We start from the raw sequence: 19639 nt of genomic DNA on the forward strand, positions 1-19639 counted from the left end.
GCGTGGCGGTGGGGCGAAGCACATTTCCACTGCCATCGGTATACGAGCGACCGACGCTAGGTGTGGAGGCGGGATTGACCGCGCCGCTGTGCGCTTGGTAGGTGGCCGTCACGTTTCCGAAATCATCGAATTCACGAGTGACTTGATTCACGATCGATCCGCTACCGATCGCTGCTGTATTATAGCAGGTCACTGCCGAGACATTGCCGCGAACATCATAGCTCTGCTCGACTCTTCGGATTGCTCCGTCGACGCCTGCCCCAAGCGTGGTCACGCAGTCTTGCGTCTGCCGCCCCAGGGCATCGTAATCAAATTGCCTGGTTGAGCCGTTTTGGTCGGTTAGGCTGGTCCGCTGCGATTGGCGGTTGTAAGTGTAAGAAACTTGGTCGGTTGGTCCCGTGGAATCGGGATAGATCTCCTCTTTCAGGAGCATTGAGGATGCGATGTCGCTCTCGCTGAGTGTCGAGCCATAGACGTACTGCGTCACCTGGTTGCCGGTTGATGTGTTAATAGCTGTGAGCGTTTTGAGTTGCCCATCGGCTGTGTAGGTGAACTGAGTCGTCTGATTTAGGTCGTCCGAGTCGGCACAGCCACCGCCGCTGCTGGAACTGGATGACGGCACCGTGGCGACGTAGTTATCGATCGTCTCGGTCAGGCGTCCGGCGGCATCGTAGCTGGTTCGCAGCACTTTGCCTGCTGGGTCGATTGAATCACGCAGTTCTCCGGCATGGTTGTAAATTTGGCGTGAGACGAGTGTGGTGTCACTACTGGCCGGAATCGTGGCAGAGCGAGTCAAGCTTGCACCGCCGTTGGTTCCATATTCCGCCGTCGCGACCAATCGATCGAGTGCGTCAGGATAGTTTGCCGAATACTGAATCCGGGCATTGGGGGTGACGGTCGGGGAGCCAAGGGCTCCGGTCTGAGCGGCCGGTGCATTGTGGTAACGTTGGCGGGTGTCCGACTGGATACTATTTCCGGCGTCATCGTAGGTGGTTTCGGATTGTGTGAGGATTACATCTCCGGTCACCGAGGCCGCGTCGGCATAGGTGGTGTCATCTCCGAAGCCAACGTACGAGATGACGACTCGCCCGAGACTATCGTAGGACTGTTTGGTGAATTTCTTCGCGCCACCCGGCAAAGATTTGATCGGATTGCCAGCGGCATCGAACCAGTAGTTGCTGGTAATGGGGTTGCCAACGGTACCTGTGCTTGGGTCGACCCCGTAACGGATGGATTCGTAAATCCGCCCTAGATTGTCATATTTGGTTTCACTGCGTGCTACTAAGTTTCCGGCTGCCGAGGCATCAAATCGCTCCGACATGACGACTCGGTTGAGGTTGTCGTAGGTGACGCGTTGAAATGCATCAAGTTCTCCATCGGTATCTACTCGTCGGTTTCGCCAGTCATACGTAAATGACGTGATCCGCGAGCTTGTGTTATCAACGTAAGACGTTTGGCTCGTAAGGTTATTGTCTCCTTGGTCGGCGCCGCTGTCGAACTGGAACGCACGGCTTTGCACCACGTTGTAAAAGAGAAATACGAGTTTATGGCTCGGATCCTCCTTGATCATCACGCAAACCCTGATGCAACCGATGATCAAGGCAACACGCCACTCCATATCGCCGCGTCGAAAGGCTACATGCCCGTGATCCGCCTGCTTCTGACTAACCACGCAACCGCAACCATCAGCAACAATCAGCTCTACACGCCAATTCACAACGCCGCCGCCGAAGGTCACACCATAGCTGTCAGGACAATGCTCGACCACGAGCAGTCGATGAAGACGTTCATTCACCGGTGCATTTTGCAAGGACCAGTAACACGTGGTGCATCAAGACGAATGATGACCTTTCACTGTCTTTTCCGTTGCAACCACAGATTCCGTAACGGGAAATTCTTAGTTGGCGCTCATAGAGTCCCACCAGTACTTTGTTAGACGCGGATCATGCTGCCACGATATTCTGTACAGCGAGACAATTATATTTCTGCCCGACTTTTTGAAGAAATATGAAGGTGCCTGTCAAACTAGAAAACGAACCGCCCCTAACGTTTTCAAATCAGTGAGTTCTGGCCTCGCTTCTCTGAACATTCAGTGCTTGTATGGATTTAGCCAGACGGCCAAATGTACATGGAAAAAGCACGACGGCAGGCCCGCTTGTCAGACTTTTTTGTAACTCGGGCACCGTCAATAACACGCATTCATTTCGCTCCCTGGCTTGAATGAGCGTGTTTATTCGTTCGGGTGATGCATCGAGACCGTTAACCAAGGTAACAGTCGGGTCACTCCGACCGCTAGGTCCTGCGACCACCCCCAATGAGGGCAGCATCTCCCGGATAAAATCGATGTCGGCTCCTCCGGCGCAGCGGTAATTGAATGCTATCTCTTTTGTGCCACGGACCTGGGGCGACGACTTTTCTCCTAATCCCGCCAACGCTTCGGCAAGTCCATCGCGAGTTCGATTGACAATTTCCCGTAGCGAAGTGCTGCAGTGATGTCGAAATACGCTTGATGGTGGGATCTCTACAAGGTCCCATGGTTCCCATTTCCCTACGGCAAGCCAGCCAATTAATACAGCGATTTTCACTAATTCAGCATTGTCTCGATCGACGCGGTTTAACGAAACCAACTCGCTATAATTCGAATCGAGATGCTCCAAGGGACCAATGATATCCTGCGGGATATTCCAAGTTGACAATAGTCTCGCAAGCATTGCCGACTGACTCTCAGAAAACGCCTGTCGTTCCAGTTCTGTCAATGCGTCCCCGGTCTGGTTGGCGAGCTCGATTAAAGCGACCATCTCTTCTGGAAACTTTTTAGCAAGCATCATTCGGCCAAGAAGATGCATCGCTGAACTTAGCGAGATTCCAGCACGCGTGCTCATACCCACTCTCTGAGACATCAAAAGTTTTGCAGCGACTCGAGCCGCAAGACTGCGTTTCCAAGCAAGCTTTACATCCAAGAAAGGTATGCCCATTACACGCAATGCATCGCATGCATCTAACGCTAGCGCTAACTCCCCTATCGAGCGTCGCCCCACTCGAACAATAATGTCTTCTAGATTTAAAATTTTGCTGGCTGTACGATTGTAAAGACTGCTGTTCCCTAATCGCAGAAGCGCAGCTGTAAGTGCCGGTTCTTGCTCAATTGCTGCAGCAATATCTTCAGCTTCGGAGTCTTCCTCACAGGCGACCCGACACGCTTCCAGAGCGAAATGCGAAAAGGGTAGAAATTCAATTTCCGTAGATTGCAGGGATTTCACAGCTGAAGATTTGTCTAATCGCGGAACGCTTGTGGTCGACTCATTCACACCAGCAATTCCGACTATTTCCTTCGTTCTGCCAGCGTTAGCGTCTAAAGTCGGATCCGCTTTCCGCTCAAGATCATCGCTTGACTCAAGGGCCTTCCCCGACAGTTCCAACCGATGATGATTGACACGTTTTTCAACCAAGACTTTCATTTTTGCTGCGAAGGCAGCGTAGTCGGTAGGTTTAAAAACAATGTCATCGACACCTCGATTCACCAAGTCCTTTGTGATTGCGGGCACTACAACCGAGGTATGCACAGCGATGAATGGCCGTTTAGAAAGCCCAAGCATTTCAACCACGAGAGCGTGACCGTTTTTGTGCGGCATGATTAGGTCCGTCACGACGAGGTCGTACCTTCGATCCTCAAGCAGTTGCAACGCTTCTTCCCCGTCACTAGCAGAATGGCAAACAAAGCCCTCCTGTTGTAACGCGAAGACCATCATTTTCCTAGCAATTGAATCGTCGTCGACAACAACTGCACGACATTGCATCTGTGTGCCACCCATTTCAATACCCACTTTATTTTGATGTCATTACGTCGAGTTCGCCGGAAGTGCGATTGAGTTCGCCGGATCTCCAATAGCCTTAGTGCCTAACGAACTGCATCGCTCTGCTGGCGATTCCGCGAACCGTGACTTAATCGCCAGGAATTCGCGGTCGGACTCCAAGAATGCGTCAACAACCTCTGGATCAAAATGATACCCCGAGCCCTCGATAATGAGAGACCTCGCTACTTCGTGCGAAGACGCTTCTTTGTAAACACGTTTTGATGTTACCGCATCATACACATCCGCGACCGCCACGATCCGTCCCGACAGCGGTATCTTTTGACCAGAAAGGGCATATGGATATCCAGTGCCATCGAACTTCTCGTGATGTGAGACGGCAATATCCCTTGCCATTTGCAAAAAACGTGCGTTGGGGTACGCATCCAATGCCGCCTGGAGGGTTTTCTCTCCTTCAATCGTATGCTGCTTCATAATCTCAAATTCTGCAGCGGTAAGTTTGCCTGGTTTCAACAATATGCTGTCGGGAATCGCAACTTTCCCGATGTCGTGCAGTGGGCTCGTGTCGTAGATAAGGTCAATGAATAACTGATCTAGCTCTTGTCGCCGAGGTTGCCTTTCGCGCATCCGAGTGGCAAGAACTTTTGCAAAATTACGAACTCGCTCTAGATGTTCTCCTGTATCAGGGTCACGAGATTCTGCAAGCTTGGCCAACATGAAGATCGCCATGTCACGCGTTTCCAGACCGATGATCCTTCGCCCAGTGTTTACTCGCATCAACAGTTCGGCTGAATTAAAGGGCTTAGATATGTAATCGTCCGCCCCGGATGCCAAACCTTTAATCTTATCATTCGGCTGATCTAACTTGGTCAACATGATGAAATAGATATAGCCTCGTGTATTCCTTGCACGTAGCGCACGACACAGCTCAATGCCATCCATTCCTGGCATGTCACGATCCGAAATCACCAATTGACAATCCCCGTTCGTGTCAATGGATTGAATCGCTTCGCACCCATCATTTGCAGTGACAACTTCGTATCCTGCACTAGCAAGAACGTGAGCTACAACCTCCCTCGAGATCGCATCATCTTCGACTACTAGAACTTTCATTACAATCTCCTACAGTGAGTATAGCTCAGCTTAGATTGCTACGGAGCCAAAACCTGGTGCAAAAAGGCGCAACTAAACTCTTTTTCCGCAAGGCTCTCTTTATTCATTTTACGCGAAGTTTCCTGGTCACCCCAAGTGCTTTTAAAATACAGAAGACATGGAACTGCAACGCCAAGTGATCGACAATCGACGTTTACTGTTAGGAGGGCCTCGCCCAGCTATTTCTCTCGCTCAATTATTTGCCCCGTCAGATGCAGATCACAGGTGATCTCACACTGGACTCTTGGCTGATTTGGTACGTTACCGTGCCTATCTCTCGAGGGACATCTTTAGCAACGCCTTGTTGGTGATTGAGTGAGCTAGCAAATTTTGTCGACATTTAAATAGGGAGTTGCGTGCATCTTTTCTGCGTTATTTCCAAAAGCAATAAGACGAGGTTGCTAGCAATAAAACGCACCGCTTTGGCGATTGCCCGCCCGATCGGTAAGCAAAGTTGCGATAGCGCACGCTTGGCTGCCACGGCGGCCCCCATTCAAACAGCCATCTCCAACACCCGATCTTGACTTAGACGGCGAGAAAAAGCAATGTTCCCACTGAACTGTCGCCGTCAAAGACGACTTTTCTCGCAAGGTGGCTGCAGCAAACTATCGCGTTGATCACCGATAAAGATTTTCAAGGTAGACGATGTTGCGCACTACTGCCTGAACTTCGGTTGGCATCATACCATCACCCGCTCGCGAAAATCCCGGGCGAATTCCAAACACCTTGCCATTTCCTGCTGCAAATTCGCGACAAGGGACGCAATAGTATCTTGAGTTTCAAATTCTCCAGCTTCTTCGATTGCCGCAGCTACGGCTCGCAGAGGCTCTGCAGCCATTATGGCTGCCGCCCCCTTCAAGCCGTGAGCGGCCCGGACCACCTCTTGATGGTCGCCTGAGTTGGCTAATTCAGCAATTTCTCGAACCGATTGTTCTCCAGTGAGCTCTAACTCGGAAAGAAGAGACGCAGCGAAATGTAGATTTCCACTACACCGGGCCAGTAAGGCCTTTTGGTCGATGGCTACCTCAGTGGGACCGCCTGCAGCTGATGATAAAGTAATTGAACTCATCGGTAGCTCTCTCCTGCTCACCGTGTAAAACAGATTCATCGTGTTCTCAACGATAGGCTTCCTTTTCCGGACAATCCGGAAACCCTAGATGGATCGGGAGCATTTGTTATGATGATGTGCCTGTTGTGCGGCTTATGCCTGTTTGCACACGCATGTTTGCAGTAAGAAACTAAAATAAATCGCAAATCGAAGCAGGAGGAATGTCACCAGTCGGGTTCAAGGTGGACCGCCAGGAGCCACCAAAACTTTCGACTTAGTCGGAGTCGAATAGAATCCTCAAACCAGCAATATGATTCTTGTCGAGACTGGATGGCAACTTAACGGATGCTGGGATTCAACCTCATGCGCTGGAAATGGAAGCCCATCGCAAATGCCTTTTGTCTGAATTGGCATTACGATTGCTGGCTAATATTTGCGACTGTGTTGATCGGTGATCCACAGAGCTCGAATTGTGAGCCCACGCTGTTTCGAGTTTCCCCAACTTCGCAAAGTGAATACCGGAAAGTACCCGTTGACTTCAATGTTCGCCAAGTCGACAACTCATGCCTGTATCCGTGCTGGCGTCAATGCGCTCGACTGCCACGCGGAAAGCGGCTTGAGAGACGGACGCGAAGGCTTCGGGGCAGTCGTCATCTTCACGAATCCACATCAACCCACTCACGGTGGCGATACTACGAATACGAGTTCACGAACAGCCTAGCTTTTTTTGCGGGTGGGGAGCAACCTCAACGCTGAAGATCTAATCCTGCGACTATGACTTCGCTGCTATTGAGAAAGAGCTGGCTCAAACCAGACCGCACAATGATTTACTCAACAAGAATAGAAGCATGCCTTCCAAGAAAAAGCCGTTCACTCCCGATTTAACGGCAATACTCGACGCGGCGGGCGCAATGATGATTGCCTGCGATCTCGACGGCACTGTACGCATGTTTAATGCGGCGGCCGAACGACAACTGGGGTGGAACGCCGGGGAGGTTGTCGGACGACATACTCCGGAACTTTGGCACGACCACGACGAGATCGTACGGCGCGCGGCGGAACTATCACAGGAATTGGGCCAAGAAATCTCGGCTGATTTTCAGGTGTTCTCAAGGAAGGTGATGAGCCACAACGAGGAGCCGCGAGAGTGGACATTCATTCGCAAAGACGGCACCCGTTTTCCAGTTCAGCTTGTTGTTTCAACGATTCGTGACACATCGGACGCGGTCACCGGCTTTCTAGGAACAGCGCAGGACATAAGTCACCGAGTACAGGCCGAAAGTGAACGTGACCAACTGTTTAAGCTGTCGGTCGATCTTCTATGCGTCGCCAGCATCGACGGCTACTTCAAACGTGTCAATCCTGCGTTCAGTCGTATCCTTGGCTGGAGCGAAAAGGAGTTGCTCAGCCGTCGCTTTCTCGATTTTGTTCATCCTGAGGATCGGAAGACCACCGAACAGGTCGTTAACAGACAGATAGACGGTGAGTCGGTTGTAGCATTCGACAATCGCTATCAATGCAAAGATGGTTCGTGGCGGATTCTCTCGTGGACCAGTTCGCCGCAGCATGATGGATTAATGTTTGCCTCGGCGAGAGACGTTACGCAACTACGGCGAGCAGAAGAAAAACTGCAGCAACTCAATGACGATTTGGAACGCCGGATTACTGAGAGGACCAAGGAATTGGCCAAAGAGCAACGGTGGCTGCGCAGCGGCCACTTAGTTCTCGAATCGATCGCCTCCGAATCGACATTCTCGGATACGGCTGAACTGATCGCGAGATTTGTCACTGAGGAAGTTGCGGTGACTTATTTCGGGATACTGTTGTACGACGCCACGAGCGACAGTTTTGAATTCGGCTCGCAACGCAATTTGCCAGACGACTTCGATCAGACGCTCAATGTTCCTCGTCGTGGCAAGCAGGTCGACTGGATTCGGCAGGCCGTCCAATTAGGACGACGGGTCGTCATCAACGACTTGGACACAGCGGAATCGGCTGTGGAGCGACGCCTGCACGCCAGCGGTCGCGAATGGAAATCAGGTTGGGCCGAACCTATCGTTGGTAGCGATGGCAAGGTGCAGGGGGTCTTCGTGGCATTGCGAGAACAGGTCGGTTCACCTGATGAGAACGAATTGAAATGCGTTGAATGCGCCTGTGGACTTGCAAGGATCGCGATCTCGCGGGATCAGGCCCGCACTGAGCTGAAAGCGAGCGAGAGACGATATCGGACGCTGTTGGAACACGTTCCAGCGCCGCTATTTGTCTATGACCGCGAGTCACTTGAGTATCTAGCTGCCAGCGACCGGAGCGTTTGCGAGTATGGATACAGCCGCGAGGAATTGATGCAGATGACGATCTTGGACATTCGTCCCGAGGAGGATGTGCCAGAGTTGCGAAAAATGCTCGACGAATCAGGTGCGGCATTCGAACATCGTGGCTTGTGGCGGCATCGGAAGAAAGATGGCAGCCTTATCGACGTCGAAATTATGACGCATGGGCTGGACTTGGAGGGACGCAGCGCCTGTATTGTCCTGGCGACAGATGTCACCGAAAAGCTTCGCATCCAGAACTCGCTTCGCCGTAGCGAATCTCTCAACCAAGCATTATTGCAATCGTCCCTCGATAGCATTGTTGCCATGAATGCTGCTGGGGAGATTGTCGAATTCAACCGTGCCGCAGAGCAGACATTCGGTTACTCGCGGGCGCAGGCCCTGGGACGCTCGGTGGAGGAACTGATGATTCCTAACGACCTCCGTGCAGAACATAAACGCGGACTGGCTCATTATCTGGCTACTGGCGAAGAACGCATCGTTGGCCGGCGCGTTCGAACGACTGCCCAGCGATCCAATGGAGAAACATTTCCAATTGAATTAACCGTGGTTCCGGCGGAAATAGACGGAGAACAACTGTTTGCTGCTTACCTCCGCGATTTGACCCTGACTTTGCGTTCCGAGCAGGAATTGCACCGAACGACTGAATTGCTGCAGGCCATCGCTGATGGAACGACGGATGCGATCTTTGTCAAGGATCTGCAGGGACGGTATTTACTGTTTAACAAAGCCGCTACCGAACTCACCGGACGCATCAGTGATGAAGTACTAGGGAAGAATGATGTTTTTTTGTTCGGCGAAGAACACGGTTGGGTTGCGATGGAGAACGACCGCATGGTGATGCAGTCCAATCAACCACATACGATCGAAGAGAAATTAACTGCAGGAGGCGTTACTCGCAGTTACCTGGCGATGAAGGCGCCTCTTCGGGATCCGAACGGCAGCGTTATTGGAGTGATTGGTGTCTCTCGCGACATTACGGAACGCAAACTTATCGAATCGTCTCTGCAAGAAAGCGAAGAGCGGTATCGCTCCATCGTCGAACAATCTCCGGACATGATATTTATTAACCGCGACAATCGTGTCTCATTCATCAATCAGGCTGGCGTCGATTTGCTCGGGGCGTCATCGGACGAGGAAATCATCGGACGTTCTCCGACAGAATTTTTTCACCCGGACGACCAGCAGTATGTCCGCCAACAAGTCGCACAGTTGCTATCGGAGCCGGGGAGCGTGCCGGTTATTGGAGCCAGGATCCTCGCGTTGGACGGACGCGTCATCGACGTGGATGTGCAGGGGGCGTCCTACTACAGCCGCGCGAAGCTGGAGATTCAGGTCGTGTGCCGTGATGTTTCCGAGCGGAAGCGGAGCGAGCGGGAACTACAACGACATATTCGGCACACGGAATTCAGTGCAGCCAAGGGGATTGCCCTTTCCCAGGCGACAACGCTGCCAGAGATGTTGAAAGCCTGTACCGAGGCGATGGTGAAATGTCTCAACGCATCGAGTGCGCAGATTTGGACATTGAACGAGTCGGAAGGTTTGCTGGAACTGCAAGCGAGTGCAGGTACCAACACGCGTTTGGGTGTAGCATCCGCCCGCGTGCCGCTCGGTCGCCACAAAGTCGGCAGGATTGCGGTGGAGAAGGCTCCGTACCTAACGACTTTGGTGCCAGATTACCCAGGTGCAAGCGATCAATTTGACAGCGTTCCGGATTCGATAGCTTCTCAAGGATTGGATGCATTCGCCGGATACCCGCTCATGGTCGAAGATCGCTGTGTCGGTGTCATCGCAATGGAGTCTGACGAGAACTTAGAGCAGGAAACCCTGGATTGCCTTGCTAGGGCTGCCGACTCAATTGCGCAAGGCATTGCTCGCAAGCAGTCCGAAGCCATGCTTGCTGATTTAAACTTGACCCTAGAGCATCGCGTTCGAGATAGGTCTCTGGAACTGAAGCAGAGCGAACGGTTTAACCAGGTCACGCTAGACTCGCTTTCGGCTCATATCGCGGTGGTCAACTGCGATGGGAACATCGTCACTACGAACGCCGCTTGGCGGAAGTTCGCCGAGGAAAATCAGGCCTCCCCCCAGTCCGTCAGCAAAGACGTCAACTATTTGGATGTGTGTGGTGTCGCAGCAAAAAGAGGCGATAGCGACGCCAGTTCCGTCGCCAAAGCGTTGCGTGAAATATTGGCAGGCAAACGCTCTTCATGGGATCAGGAGTATGCATGTCATACGCCTGATAGGCGACTCTGGTTTATCTGCCGAATGAAACTCGTTTACATCAACGAGCAACCGCACGCTGTGATCGCCCATGAGAACGTCACCAAAATTAAGGAGGCACAAGTTGAAATGCATGAAGCCAAAGAGAAGGCGGTGCAGGCGAGTCTCGCCAAGAGTGAATTCCTGGCCGCGATGAGCCATGAACTAAGGACGCCCCTCAACGGTATTCTAGGAATGAATACCTTGCTGCTTAAAACGGATCTCAATGACCGTCAGCGCCGGTTTGTCGAGGCCTGCGCATCAAGCGGCAAGTTACTGGCGGAACTCATCAACGACGTGCTGGACCTTTCAAAAATCGAAGCTGGCAAACTGGAACTTGATTCGCGAGAGTGCGAACTCGAACGGGTGGTCTACGGCGTGATTGAACTCTTCTCAAGTTCAGCTCAGGAAAATGAGCTCAGCCTCTCTTGTCAGCTCTCGCAAGCAGCCTGCGTCACGGCCCGCATTGACGACAATCGCCTACGACAGATCCTTGTCAATCTAATAGGTAATGCGATTAAGTTTACCTCGTCCGGTAGTGTTTCAATCGCTGGCGATCGAATCAAACATTCATCTGGTCAATCGCGTTTGCGGATCGAGATCACCGATACAGGAATAGGCATCCCACCAGAGCGAATGAATCGCCTGTTCAAGCCTTTCTCGCAGGTTGATAGCTCAACCACGCGGAATTTCGGAGGAACCGGGCTGGGGCTTTCGATATGCCGGCAACTCGTCGCATTGATGGGTGGCGAAATTGGCGTTGAAAGCCAAGTTGGCATAGGGTCGACATTCTGGTTTGAGATTCCTCTGGAGGTGATCTCACAGCCTGAGATACAGAGCGCAAGACGGCAGTCCCTAGCAGGGACGCAGATATTGGTCGTCGACGGCATTGGCAGCCTCGCCCAGATTATCGAGTGCGTAACGAACTGGGGCTGCCATTACGTACATGTGAACACTTTCCAGGAATCACTTCAGATCCTCCAGAGTTTGACGGTCGAACGCACGGCCAGCGTTGTCGTGTTCAGCAGCTTTCAAGCGATAAAAGATGAACCTGATGCATCGCAAACGCTAATAGATCTCTGTTCCGGGCGATTGGTTGCACTCTTAACGCCAGATGAAGAAATGTCCGCGCAACGTATGCTGTCCCGCAGCGTGGACGCAACGCTTCAGGAACCCGTGCGTCCCAGCGATTTGTTTGATGTGATCACGTCGCTGCTGTTTCCGTCCGATGCCGACGAAGGGACAGAACGCGAGCCATCGCATTTGGTGTCGTCGGCACTGATGCCCGCAAAACTGACGGGCCATCTGCTGGTGGCGGAAGACAACAGGATCAACCAGTTGTATGTGGTGGAGTTGCTGAAAATGCTGGGCTGTACCTGCGATATCGTCGCCAATGGGGAAGAGGTATTATCGATACTGGAGCACGGGCCTTATGATCTGGTGTTAATGGATTGCCAAATGCCTGAGATGGACGGATTTACCGCCACGCAAGAAATTCGCCGTCGCGAGGCAAACGCAAACTTACCGAAACACATACCGATCGTGGCTGTCACGGCCAATGCCCTTACGGGTGATCGCGAACGTTGCCTGGAAGCCGGCATGGACGACTACGTGCAGAAACCGATCGATGGCGATCAGTTACGAATGACCCTTAGCAAGTTCCTCAGTCCCGCGATTTCGTCATCGCCTTTGCTCGACGAAGTCCCCTAGCGGCACCCAATGGCTTGCAAATCCATCTCATTCAACCGTGGTCAAAATTGCCATCGATGACGTCATTGACGGTAATGCCACAGGGCCTCGCGACCGACAATTTTGGCAAAGCTGAAAAACGACTTAATTTATGAATTTCGGGACTCCGCCCGAGGATGTTCAACAGTACGACGGTGGAACGGTTTGCGAAAAAGATCCTTCGGAATTCGATGAACAGAAGGCACTGACAGCGTTATCTGGATTAAAAATCAAAAATCACTTCGGCGGATCACACAAACTTAGCGGCAAGCAAACTGAATTACGCGTCGACGTGCTGCTTGTCGATGGTAATCTCCACACATGTAACCAATCATCCATAAGGATTTTTGAATGCATTTGGGAACCTCAAGCAATCTAATGCGTCGGATTGTAATCTTACAGAAAACGTCCCATCAATAGCCGCTTACCCGCGATTGCAAGGATGCCAATGCAACACGATATCTTCAGTTTCCCTGATCAGCCCTGCCGCGAAAAGCTGGAAACTGCTCGGATGTTGATCCGAAACGCAAGAAATGAAGATGAGCGATCGCATCAGGAACATCTTCGTCAACGGGTGCAAGAATCACTCGGTGAGCATGCAAATAAGTCGCAAGTTACTCGTTTAATTCTTCGTCCGCTTTCTGGGCACGAAGACGACTTGGGCAAAGAGAACGGTCTAGAGATCATTATCGGGGCGATTCTTTCAATTTGTGGAAATCATGCAGAAGTGGCACGCCATGGAGACCGTTGGTTAGTTTATACGAGCCTTGGTAACAATTACATCCTGCGAAGGTGTGCCGTCACTTGGCTCTCCCAGATGTCCGTAAAACATAAATGGAGCTTGATAGCAGATGCCGATGACGCGAGGTAAATTCTCGCGTGGCACGCTGATTAAGTTGGACAGAGTTGCAAGCCCAGAAGGGCACCAAAGGCAGACTAGCAATAATGGACGAATACTTTAACGTCGATGTCGGCGAAGAATTCCATTACGAGGCACAACATTACCGCAAGTTGGACGAACGCAGGTCAGCTTTGCTAGCCGGCGATAAAGCCCAGGGAAAAGTGATTCACTTCTATCCCGAAGATGAGGTTTTACGACGGGCAGGGGCGGATACTGCAGTAAAGCCGCCACCGCTCAAAGGACCGCTACCGGCACGTTCTGACATGCGAAACATCCTTTTCTTAGTAATGATTTTCGGTTTGGCAGTTCTGCTCGTTGGCTTCTTGCTTTTGACAATTGCGTCGCTGATTGGGGCACGGTGACCCTCTGGTGAACCATGGACGTAAATGGTTATCGAAACGATCGTACCGAACAGGCTAGTAGTAGTGCGGTCATTTGCCTTCTCGAAGTCTAAGTGGTACCTCGACCAGGCATAGCTACGTTTCTGGGAATAGCTGTTTTGACGGTCAGTGCCGCGAGAAGGTAAGAGTGCGATCTGAGCAGTGACCTCTTTTTCAACGGCCGCAATGTCTCGAAGATCGGTTGAAAGCAACTCCCGTTGCGTTGCCATGTTTGGAAGTAAACGGCGAAGTTTGGGATGCTGTCGCCAACCTCCACGATACCCGCAAAAGTGTCGTGCAAAAACCTCCTATTTTTCGATGCGACCCGTGCACGGTATTGTGCACGGAATGGGTGCAAAACGGTGCCATACCGTGCATTTCCTGGAATTGAAAAGCGTCTAAAACACAGTAAATACCGCACTTTTGGAGCGTCTATCCGGCATTGACATCGTGGAGGTCACAGATTCGAGTTCTGTATTGCCCACTCTCAAAAAGGCCGCAAAACACTAGTGTTTTGTGGCCTTTTTTCGTTGGTAATGCGCGTCGGACGTCGGCTCCCTCTACGACAAGGTCTGGCCCGGTCGGGAGGTGTCCGTCACGAGTATTTCCGCCAGGCTCGCCGCTCCGACCGGGGCTTGTCGCTGCGGAAGCGGGGTGGATAACCTCGGCGTCGGATCGCGGTCACCATCGATTTGCTACCACACTTCCTATGTTCTTTACAAGCATCTCTTTGCATCTGAATGACTTCAGCGAACCGATTGTTGGATCAATCGCTTGACGGAACGGTCAAGTTACGGCGGGACAATGGCTTGGCGGTCAATATTTGGGGAAGATGGCAGGGGTCGGGAAACGTTCTTCGGTGCTGGAGGATCCGATGTTGAGGTATTCCTCGCGAGGCACGTTGACCTGGGGCCAGTCAGCCGGACGCACTCGCACGACTCGGCCTGGGCGGATGCCTTCGATGATCAGGTCGGTCTCAAATTGGATTTGGATGCCGCTGCTGCCCAGCGGCGGCTGTCCATCCATGCGGACCACGTCCAGGATCGGTCCCTTGCAGGCCATGTGGGCGGGCCCGTAGGCACCGTGGGTATGTTTCAAAGTGTTCTCGACCGCATTCATCAGAGCGTGTTCGCCAGCCTTGAAATCGGCGTACAGGGATTCGTCCATGCCGCCGAACAGCGTCGCGGTGACTTTGGCGCTGCCGAACGTGCCGTATTCCACCGCGTCGACCCAGGCGGGCATCCAGCGGCTGCGGATGAAGGCCTTGTGCGTCTCGGTCTGGTTGCGAGCGGCACGCTTGATCGCGGTTTCATCGAGCCAGATGTCAGAGATATGAAACCGAGCGAACACGCCGCCGGGCGTCGGTTTCCAGCTGATCCCCAAAAGCACTTGCTCGTCGTCAAGGCTCTTCTTTCCGCTGGCAGGCCAACTGCCCTCGGCGACCAGCTCCTCGACTTCCAGCCGTTCGCGTCCGCGCCAGAGACGAGTGGCGGCATCGAAGGACATTGTTTCCGCAGCGGCCTCCGTTTCACCGCCATCGTGCGGTTCGCAGCGAGCCACGATCGTCCCTTGGTTGTTCTGAATGTCGATTTCTTGCAGCTTCCAGACTCTGCCTTCCCGCTGGCAGTGGCTGGGTTCGTCTTCCAGCAAAAGGACATGGTTTTCGGCGGGAAAGATGCCGGCGCCGCGATTGTGGTTCGCGTCTTTGGTCTTGTTGTCGACCGGCAATACCGGCACGGGGGAAAGCTTGGGGTCAGGCGGCAGAAAGGCTCGGACGTGCAGCACGGTGCCGAGCGGGATGTCGCGCAGGTCCGCCGGCGCCCCGTGGTAGCGGACCATGCCGTAGGGCAGCATGGCGAAGGGGTGCGGATCGTTGCGGTAAAACATCCCCGATCCTTCGACGCGAATGCTGCCGCGACGGTTGGCGTGATCGACGAACACCAACTCGCCCCGGTAGGAATGCGCCTTTTCGATCGGTGGAAACTTCCCGGGCTGGGGGCGGAACGGTTCTTCCTCGGCCGCCGCAAACGGCGCAAGCAGGAACGCGGCAAGGCAGATCATGACGATCATCTGGAAGCATCGGAGCTGATTCATAGTTCGATCACCTTGTTGCTGTCGCCAAACTGGTCGGTCTCGACTCCCATCCGTTGGGCCATCATCAGCAGCAGATTGCTCATGTGGGCGTCCGGGTTCGCGGGACGGCTGCAAAGACTGTAGTGCTTGCCGGGCTGGTCCAGTTCGTAGCCACCAAAGTGCCCTTGATTGAAGTCCAGGTGGCTGCCGTGCCGAAGTCCCAGATCCGAGCCACCGGCTAGCACCAGCGGCAGGTTGGCGTTGCCGTGGCTGTGGCCGTACGACATGCCGCTGCCAAACAGCGACATCGTCGTTCCCAGCAGCGGCTGGCCGTTCAGGTCTTTGGTTTCCTCAAGCCGCGAAAGGAAGTAGCCGTACTGCTCGATGGCGAAGGTGTCGTAGTTGGTCAGCTTTTCCATATAGCCTTCATCCCCGCCGTGATGACTGAGTTGGTGGCGGGATTCGGTGATGCCGATTTCCGGAATGGCGATCGCTTGGCCTTCGCCCCCCAGGCTGAACGTGGCGACGCGGGTGACGTCGGTCTGGAAGGCCAACACCATCAGGTCATAGACGGTCCGAAAATAGTCGCCCGCTTGGGTCTGAGGTATGTCGCGGTTGGTACGCTTGCGATCGCTTTCGGAGATCTCCGGCAGCGGTGTGTCGAGCCAGGCGTCGGCCCGCCGCGTGCGGATCTCTGCCTCGCGTACCGAACTCAGGTATTGGTCCAGGCGTCCCCGATCGGCAGTGCCCATTTTCTGTTCCAGCCGGCGGACTTCGGCCAAGTTATCATCCAGCACGCTGGCCTTGCGCCGCAGGGCTCTCCGCTGCACTGCCGTGCCGCCTTTGGGCTCCTCGAACAGCGAGGCAAAGATTTCGCTGCAGCGACGCATTGCGGGCAACTGCACGCCGTCGGCCGTCCAGGCCAGCGAGCCTTGGGTGATGGCGATTTCCATCGACGGATAGCGGGTATGTTCCGCCGTAACGGCCGCCATCTGCTGGTCCACCGAAATCGTATTGCGGTCGGTAGGGCCAAGTTTTCCGCCGGTCAACCAAACCGAAATGCAGTTGTGGTGGTGGCTAATGGCTCCCGGATGATGCAGCCCGCTGATCGGCGTGATCACTTCGCGGTGTTTTTCCAAAGGCTTGAGCGATCGAGAGAACTCGTAATCGAGGCCGGAGGTGGTGATCTGATAATTGAGTGAATGGACGCCGTTGGCTAAGTAGATAAAGGCGCTGCGTCGTGGCATCGCCGCGGGCTCGGCCGCGTTCAGCGGAGTCATGCACTCCAGCATGGGCAACGAGATGCATGTCCCCAGGGCCCGCAGTGCGTGTCGGCGATCGAGCAGCCAGGATTGGGAGAGGAAGTTTCCCATGGTTCAGCCTTTTGTAACGAAGGAGGGGCGTGTGCGGTTGGCGGGCAGCGGCGGCGTTTGCCGGGCCGCCGCTGGGTTAACGGGTTCGGATCAATTCCGACAAAGCCACCGCTCGCACGATGTCTCGGACACCGTATTGGCTGGCTTTCGCTTCATCGACAATCGCTTCAACGGCGTCCTGATCATCCACGGTCAGCACCCGGCGGAGAGCGTAAGTACACAAGTGCTCGATAAAGGCCCGCGCGATTCGTTCGCGGTCCTCCAACAGCAACTGCTTGAACTGGGCGACATCGCCGAACGGTCGGCCATCGGGCAGCACACCGGAAGCGTCCACCAGCGGATCTTCGCCGACGCCCGTGGGCACGTGCTCGCGGGCCCGCCACTGACCGATCGCATCGAACTGGTCAAAGGCTAGGCCCAAGGGATCGATGTTGCGGTGGCAGGCGGCGCAACTGGCATTGCTGGCGTGGACTTCGATTCGTTGCCGGATCGTGATTTTGTTGCCTTGGGGTGGAATCGGCTCGATCGGGTCGACGTTGGCCGGAGGCGGCGGCGGAGTCTTGTTGAAGAGGGCTTCACTGAGCCAAACACCACGATGCACCGGACGATGCCGGGTGCCATCGGAGGTCAACCCAAGCACCGCGCCCATCGTCAACAGACCGCCGCGGTGATCGTCGGGGTTCAGCGAGACGCGTTGGAAGCCATCCCGTTTCGGCTCGGGCAAACCGTAGAAGTCGCACAGCCGAGCGTTGGCCATCGTCCAGTCCGAATCGACAAAACTGTCGATCGGCAGATTGTTCACCAGCGTCTCACGGAAATACTCCACCGGCTCGGCTCGCATGCTGGCTTCGAGCCAGTCGTCGTATTTGGGGTACAGTTTTTTGTCCGGCGGGAACATCCCCACACGATGCAGCTGCAGCCACTGCCGAGAGAAATCGTCGATAAAGCGGTTGATACGCCCGTCCGACAGCATCCGATCCACTTCGTTGCTCAGCACCTCACCGCTCAGCTTGCCGCTTTTGGCGGCGGCGAACAGGTTTTGGTCGGGCATCGAGCTCCAGAAAAAATACGACAGCCGCGAGGCGAGTTCCCAGTCGTTCAGTCGGGGCCGTGGCGTCGGATCGCCTTCGACAAGATAGATGAAGTTTCGCGAGGTCAGCACACCTTGCAGGGCGATCCGATAGGCGTCGGTCATCGATTCGCCAGCCTCGCGTTCACCGAGGTAGGACTGCATGTAGTTGTCCAGTTCGTCCGGCTGCACCGCTCGCCGCCAAGCACGCTCGGCAAACCGCTGCAGATACTCCGCGACTTCCGCGGGCGCCGCATCGTCCGGAGGTATCACGCCCTCACGCCGCGATTTTTCCGCTTCGGTGACCAGTGGCCCTTCCCATTCGACCCAATCGAGCAGCACGGTGGAAAAGATCCCGTTGCCTTGGTCGTCAAACATCTGCGGGGCGTTGGGGTTCAGCAACCGGGTCTCGCTGCTGTGCGTGAACAGGTAGCCGTCTCGACTGACCAAGGCGTTGCGAAACGCGGCACCGCCCCTGCGATCGATCCCGTCCGTGGCGACCACACAGAAATGCAGCTGGGTGGGCATCTCCAAAAATACTTCGAACTCATAAACCTGCGGGCTGTCTTCCGGCGCGGTGATGTCGAATTCGATCAAGCCGTCCACGGTCTCTTCACTGGTTTGATTGCCGACACTCAGATGAGCCGGTTGACCGCCAGGGGGACGAATTCCGCTGGCCTGCAGACGCAGTTTGTACAAGCCGCTGTGTTCGGGTCCGGTGTGTCCGAGCCAGTTTGCGGACAGTGCAGGCTGAACCCGACCGGGGAACAGCAGGTAACGCAGCGGCCGCTTGATGCCAAACAGGTCCAACGCCTCTTGTTGTTGCTTGCCGCCACCGTACCGCAATTCGGCCGCCGTCTTGCGAACCTTGCGAGGCTCGCTGGCCGCTTGCAGGAGGGCGCGGTCCAGCACGATCTCTGCGGCCCCATAGTAGCGGTCCACATGGGACGGCGACAGCGACAACTGCGAGCCGATGCGCTCATACCCTTGCCACAGCGTATCCTCGTTCAACTCTCCCGGTTTCGCCGGATCATATCGCACGCCTAACAGATCATAGACGGTGTTCTGGTACTCGCGGCGGCTCAGTCGGTAATGGGCTATCGCGGGACGCGCTGCCATCCGAGCCGCCCGGCCTTGTTTCAGTCGCGCGTCGAGATGCAAGACAAACGCCGAGAGCTCGTCCTGCGTCGGCTGCGGCTCGTCCTGCGGAGGCATTTCGCCGCTGTTGACCTTGTCGATCGTCTCGGCCCAGTGGTGCGTATCAAGGCCCGACTTGAAGTCGCGTGACAAACGATCGAAGCGAAGATCACCTTCCTCCTGCTCAGGACCATGGCAGCGAATGCAGTGCTTTTGCAGAAAGCTTTCGATCGGTTCCGCAGCCGATACCGGCATCGCAACAGTAAAAAATGTGCAAGCAACAATAAAGACTTTGGTAACAATTCCTGTCCACAGGCCGCGGCCAGCCTGAGGCAGTGCATGACATCGTGGTCGCGAAGAACTATTGGACATCG

At 54.4% G+C, this 19639-nt stretch carries 12 protein-coding genes; 5 read left to right on the top strand and 7 right to left on the bottom strand.

Translation table 11 applies throughout. The features are described 5' to 3' along the window. Positions 1–1321 (bottom strand): hypothetical protein (locus ABD971_RS04575; protein ID WP_425571252.1); only part of this gene is annotated, 1321 nt, incomplete at its 3' end. Positions 1322–1513: 192 nt separating this feature from the next. On the opposite strand from ABD971_RS04575, the gene ABD971_RS36015 reads away from it, so the two are divergent. Continuing rightward, positions 1514–1936 carry an ankyrin repeat domain-containing protein gene (locus ABD971_RS36015; protein ID WP_425571257.1) on the top strand — a complete coding sequence of 141 codons (423 nt, stop codon included), beginning with the start codon at positions 1514–1516 and terminating at the stop codon, positions 1934–1936. A 121-nt stretch (positions 1937–2057) separates the two neighbouring features. Here ABD971_RS36015 and ABD971_RS04580 read toward each other — a convergent pair whose 3' ends face one another. From ABD971_RS04580 to ABD971_RS04590, 3 genes are all read right to left on the bottom strand, one after another. Then, on the bottom strand, positions 2058–3824 hold the full coding sequence (locus ABD971_RS04580) for an HDOD domain-containing protein (RefSeq protein ID WP_345319865.1): 1767 nt from the start codon (positions 3822–3824) through the stop codon (positions 2058–2060). Positions 3825–3839: 15 nt separating this feature from the next. Beyond that, a complete protein-coding gene (locus tag ABD971_RS04585; protein WP_345319867.1) occupies positions 3840–4925 on the bottom strand; it encodes an HD domain-containing phosphohydrolase in 1086 nt (361 codons plus the stop codon). 718 nt (positions 4926–5643) lie between these two features. Further along, the gene (locus tag ABD971_RS04590; protein WP_345319869.1) at positions 5644–6072 is read right to left on the bottom strand and encodes an Hpt domain-containing protein; all 429 of its coding nucleotides are present in this window, start codon (positions 6070–6072) and stop codon (positions 5644–5646) included. Positions 6073–6860: 788 nt separating this feature from the next. Between ABD971_RS04590 and ABD971_RS04595 the strand changes: the two genes are divergently transcribed. The 4 genes from ABD971_RS04595 to ABD971_RS04610 all read left to right on the top strand — a co-directional run bounded on the left by ABD971_RS04595 (position 6861) and on the right by ABD971_RS04610 (position 13595). After that, positions 6861–12314: a PAS domain S-box protein gene (locus tag ABD971_RS04595; protein WP_345319871.1), complete on the top strand. Its 5454-nt coding sequence runs from the start codon at positions 6861–6863 to the stop codon at positions 12312–12314. A 130-nt stretch (positions 12315–12444) separates the two neighbouring features. Next, positions 12445–12711, top strand: a complete 267-nt coding sequence (locus tag ABD971_RS04600; protein ID WP_345319873.1) for a hypothetical protein — start codon at positions 12445–12447, stop codon at positions 12709–12711. A gap of 69 nt (positions 12712–12780) precedes the next feature. Then, positions 12781–13203, top strand: a complete 423-nt coding sequence (locus tag ABD971_RS04605) for a hypothetical protein (protein ID WP_345319875.1) — start codon at positions 12781–12783, stop codon at positions 13201–13203. Positions 13204–13277: 74 nt separating this feature from the next. Further along, positions 13278–13595, top strand: a complete 318-nt coding sequence (locus ABD971_RS04610) for a hypothetical protein (protein WP_345319877.1) — start codon at positions 13278–13280, stop codon at positions 13593–13595. Between the two features lie 834 nt (positions 13596–14429). Here the strand turns inward: ABD971_RS04610 and ABD971_RS04615 are convergent. From ABD971_RS04615 to ABD971_RS04625, 3 genes are all read right to left on the bottom strand, one after another. After that, complete coding sequence (locus tag ABD971_RS04615) at positions 14430–15707, bottom strand: hypothetical protein (RefSeq protein ID WP_345319879.1); 1278 nt, start codon at positions 15705–15707, stop codon at positions 14430–14432. Then, the gene (locus tag ABD971_RS04620) at positions 15704–17059 is read right to left on the bottom strand and encodes a DUF1552 domain-containing protein (protein ID WP_345319881.1); all 1356 of its coding nucleotides are present in this window, start codon (positions 17057–17059) and stop codon (positions 15704–15706) included. Before ABD971_RS04620 ends, ABD971_RS04615 begins: the two co-directional genes overlap by 4 nt. A gap of 76 nt (positions 17060–17135) precedes the next feature. Further along, complete coding sequence (locus ABD971_RS04625; RefSeq protein WP_345319883.1) at positions 17136–19637, bottom strand: DUF1592 domain-containing protein; 2502 nt, start codon at positions 19635–19637, stop codon at positions 17136–17138. Between the last annotated feature and the right edge of the window lie 2 nt (positions 19638–19639).

This window comes from Novipirellula rosea (genome assembly GCF_039541335.1).
Classification (GTDB): domain Bacteria; phylum Planctomycetota; class Planctomycetia; order Pirellulales; family Pirellulaceae; genus Novipirellula; species Novipirellula rosea.

Bases quoted from the DNA above. Each gene is read 5' to 3' on its own strand.
- ABD971_RS04585 (WP_345319867.1), bottom strand. From the start codon at position 4,925: ATGAAAGTTCTAGTAGTCGAAGATGATGCGATCTCGAGGGAGGTTGTA.
- ABD971_RS04590 (WP_345319869.1), bottom strand. From the start codon at position 6,072: ATGAATCTGTTTTACACGGTGAGCAGGAGAGAGCTACCGATGAGTTCA.
- ABD971_RS04595 (WP_345319871.1), top strand. From the start codon at position 6,861: ATGCCTTCCAAGAAAAAGCCGTTCACTCCCGATTTAACGGCAATACTC.
- ABD971_RS04600 (WP_345319873.1), top strand. From the start codon at position 12,445: ATGAATTTCGGGACTCCGCCCGAGGATGTTCAACAGTACGACGGTGGA.
- ABD971_RS04605 (WP_345319875.1), top strand. From the start codon at position 12,781: ATGCAACACGATATCTTCAGTTTCCCTGATCAGCCCTGCCGCGAAAAG.
- ABD971_RS04610 (WP_345319877.1), top strand. From the start codon at position 13,278: ATGGACGAATACTTTAACGTCGATGTCGGCGAAGAATTCCATTACGAG.
- ABD971_RS04615 (WP_345319879.1), bottom strand. From the start codon at position 15,707: ATGAATCAGCTCCGATGCTTCCAGATGATCGTCATGATCTGCCTTGCC.
- ABD971_RS04620 (WP_345319881.1), bottom strand. From the start codon at position 17,059: ATGGGAAACTTCCTCTCCCAATCCTGGCTGCTCGATCGCCGACACGCA.
- ABD971_RS04625 (WP_345319883.1), bottom strand. From the start codon at position 19,637: ATGTCCAATAGTTCTTCGCGACCACGATGTCATGCACTGCCTCAGGCT.